Source organism: Bradyrhizobium sp. (genome assembly GCF_017881085.1).
Taxonomy (GTDB): Bacteria; Pseudomonadota; Alphaproteobacteria; order Rhizobiales; family Xanthobacteraceae; genus Bradyrhizobium.
Window position 1 is genome coordinate 1 of sequence record NZ_JADGRI010000441.1, and the last position, 3482, is coordinate 3482.

Annotated in this window: 3 protein-coding genes; 2 read left to right on the forward strand and 1 reads right to left on the reverse strand. The window is 64.5% G+C overall.

All coding sequences use genetic code 11. The features are described 5' to 3' along the window. Both QZ213_RS26235 and argG read left to right on the forward strand, forming a co-directional pair. Window positions 1–441, forward strand: a 441-nt coding sequence (locus QZ213_RS26235; RefSeq protein WP_291688970.1) for a phosphatase PAP2 family protein, incomplete at its 5' end; no start/stop codon positions are given. A 112-nt stretch (window positions 442–553) separates the two neighbouring features. After that, window positions 554–1891: an argininosuccinate synthase gene (argG, locus tag QZ213_RS26240; protein WP_291688971.1), complete on the forward strand. Its 1338-nt coding sequence runs from the start codon at window positions 554–556 to the stop codon at window positions 1889–1891. Between the two features lie 180 nt (window positions 1892–2071). On the opposite strand, the gene QZ213_RS26245 is transcribed toward argG, so the two are convergent. Further along, on the reverse strand, window positions 2072–3482 hold a 1411-nt coding region (locus QZ213_RS26245), incomplete at its 5' end, for an OmpA family protein (RefSeq protein ID WP_291688972.1).

Genomic DNA, 3482 nt, shown 5'->3' on the forward strand with positions numbered 1-3482 from the left:
TGGGGCCGCCCGCGCCCGGTGGTGGTAACGCAATTCAATGGACCCGATCAATTCGTGCCGTGGTGGGATCCGCGCGGCGCCTGCGCGAAAAACTGCTCCTTCTTCTCCGGCGAAGGCGCCACCGCGTTCTGGACCTACGCGCCCGCGGCGCTGACGCCGCCGGCATGGCGGCCGCTGGCCTTTGCCGCCGCGACGGCGTTCGGCGTGGTGACGAGCCTGCTCCGGATGGCGTTCGGCGGGCACTTTTTCACCGACGTCGCGGCCGCGGGCCTGGTGACGTTTCTGGTGATCTGGCTGGCCTATGCCTTGATCTACCGCTGGCCCTCGACCCGGCTGTCGGATGCCGCCGTCGACGCCGCGCTGACGCGGCTGGCCTGGCCGGCCTATCGCTTTTTCCAGAAATGGCTCGGCCGCGATGTCGGGCCCAAACCGTCGGTGTGAGCGACTTCATCTCGCCAGCCGCTATTAATCGCGTGCCCATCGCCGCGAAATTTGATATTCGCGCGCTCAAGCCGCAAAATGACATCAGCTATTTTGACCGATTGGAACCTCCATGAGTAAGATCTTGAAAGGCCTGCCCAAGGGGGAGAAAGTCGGCATTGCTTTCTCAGGCGGCCTCGACACCAGCGCGGCGCTGCTGTGGATGAAGCAGAAAGGCGCCCGCGTCTTCGCCTATACCGCCAATCTCGGCCAACCCGACGAGGCGGACTACGACGAGATTCCGCGCAAGGCCCTGGGCTTCGGCTCCGAAAAAGCCCGACTCGTGGATTGCCGCACGCAATTGGTCCACGAAGGTATCGCCGCTATCCAATCTGGTGCTTTCCATATCAGCACCGGCGGCACGACGTACTTCAACACCACACCCCTCGGCCGCGCTGTGACTGGTACGATGCTGGTCGCGGCCATGAAGGAGGACGGCGTCAACATCTGGGGTGATGGCTCCACCTTCAAAGGTAACGATATCGAGCGGTTCTACCGCTACGGCTTGCTGACCAATCCGAGCCTCAGGATCTACAAGCCCTGGCTCGACCAGCAGTTCATAGACGAACTGGGCGGTCGTGCGGAAATGTCGGCGTTCCTGACCGCCAATGGCTTCGATTACAAGATGAGCGCCGAGAAGGCGTATTCGACCGACAGCAATATCCTGGGCGCGACCCACGAGGCCAAGGATCTTGAGCGCCTGGACCGTGGCATCAACATCGTCACGCCCATCATGGGAGTACCGTTTTGGCGCGACGACTGTGTCGTCAAGGCCGAAACGGTCACCGTGCGTTTTGTGGAGGGGCAGCCCGTCGCACTGAACGGCGAGACGTTCGCCGATCCGGTCGCGCTGTTTCTCGAGGCCAACGCCATCGGTGGTCGACATGGCCTTGGCATGAGCGACCAGATCGAGAACCGCATCATCGAGGCAAAGAGCCGCGGTATTTACGAAGCTCCCGGCATGGCCCTGCTGCACATCGCCTACGAGCGCCTGATCAGCGGTATCCATAACGAAGACACCATTGAGCAATACCGGATCAGCGGCATGCGCCTTGGCCGATTGCTCTACCAGGGACGGTGGTTCGATTCTCAAGCCCTCATGCTGCGCGAAACCGCCCAGCGTTGGGTGGCCCGCGCAGTCACCGGTGAGGTCACGCTCGAGCTGCGACGTGGCAACGACTACTCCATCCTGAACACCGAGAGCCCCAACCTGACCTATCAGCCGGAGCGGCTGAGCATGGAGAAGGTGGACGACGCGGCGTTCACGCCAGCGGACCGTATCGGCCAGCTGACAATGCGCAACCTCGACATCACTGATACCCGCGCCAAGCTGAATCTCTACGCGGAGACAGGCTTGCTATCGATCGGGGACAGCTCCCACATCTTCAAACTCGACACCGACAAGGGCTGAGAACGGCGCGGGCGCGCCCTTGGCGCCGCATGCGGGCGAGGCGGTCCCGGATTTCGCGGAGCCTGTCATCGGACGGCGCTTCGCGCCGAGCCGTTGGCTCATCCGGGCTGCGGGCTGTCGCCGCGTAGCAAAAATGGCCGGGATCGCTCCCGGCCATTTTCATCTTGGAATGCCTCGCCTCTACCGCGGCGGCGCGATGCCCGGGGGCGGGGGCGGCAGCGACGCGGTGCCGCCGTTGAGCAGCGGCGTGATGCGGCGGATGGTGACGCGCCGATTGATGCGGCTCGGCCCCGAGGTCTGCTCTTTCAGATATTGCGAACCATAGCCCTGCGAGGTCAGGTTTTCCGCCGGCACCTGGAACTGCTGCGTCAGCAATTCGGCCGCGGACTGGGCGCGCCGGTCCGACAGCGACAGATTGTCGACGTCGTTGCCGACCGCGTCGGTGTGGCCCTCGATCAGGAACACCTCGCGCGGGTTGCGCGCAATCGCCCGGTTGAGACCATCTGCGATCGCCTGCAGCTTCGCCGCCTGATCGGGCGGAATTTCCCACGATCCGGTTTCGAAGTTGATTGTGTTGAGATCGATGCTTGGCATCAACGCCCGCACCGACGGGCTGTAGCGGATTTCGTCGAGCGAATAGCGTCGCTCGATCCGCTGCACCGGTGGCGCCTCCATGGTCTCGTAGATCACATCCGGCGACGCCTCGTCGGATTCGACAATGTAGCGGTTGTAGGGAATGCCGATCACCGGCGGCGGCAGCTCGACATAGAAACCACCGACCGCGAGCGGATCGCGGTAGGTGTTGTCGATGATGATGATCTCGCGGCCCTCCCGATCCCGCCTGATCCGGCGCATCAACTGGCCGTCGCGGCCGACGACGGTGATGATCTGCGAGCCATCGGGACGAATCACGATGGTGCGGGTGTCGTTGCCGACCTGCTCGGTCCGGATATCGCGCGCTCCATAACGGAATCGATCTTCCTCGTTGTGACGGATGAACGACTGGCCCGAGGGATCGACGACAATGACGCGGCCCGGCTCGGTGAAGACCTTGCGGCCGCCCTGGTCGCTTTCCTGCCGTGCGCCACGGAAATCTTCCATGCGACGCGGGCCCGGTGCCGTGGCACCCGGCGCAATCGGCGCCAGGGCCTGAGCTGGCGGCGGCACCGGCGGAAGTGGCTGGTTAACCGTTGGCTTCCCGAGGGGCGTCCCGATGGAGCCCCCCGCGGGTGCGCCGGGTCCGCCCGGTGACGCTTGGACCGCGGCGCCGCCGGCGGGCGCAGTTTGGGTCCGCGGAGCGCCCGGATCCGATTGTATGGCTCCTGGTAGCAGCGTCGGCGAAGGAGTGGGGGTAGGTGTCGTCGCGGGAGCCGGTTGTTTGGTCCCTGTGGGCGATGTTGTTGGCGAAGCCGCAGGTTGCGGCGATGCCAGACCACCAGGCTCACGCTTCTGCTGAAACTGTTCCCGGACCAGCGGGGAAGCGGACGGCGTTGGCGAAGCCGCAGGTTGCGGCGATGCCGGACCACCAGGCTCACGCTTCTGCTGAAGCTGTTCCCGGACCAGCGGGGAAGCGGACGGCGTTGGCGAAGCC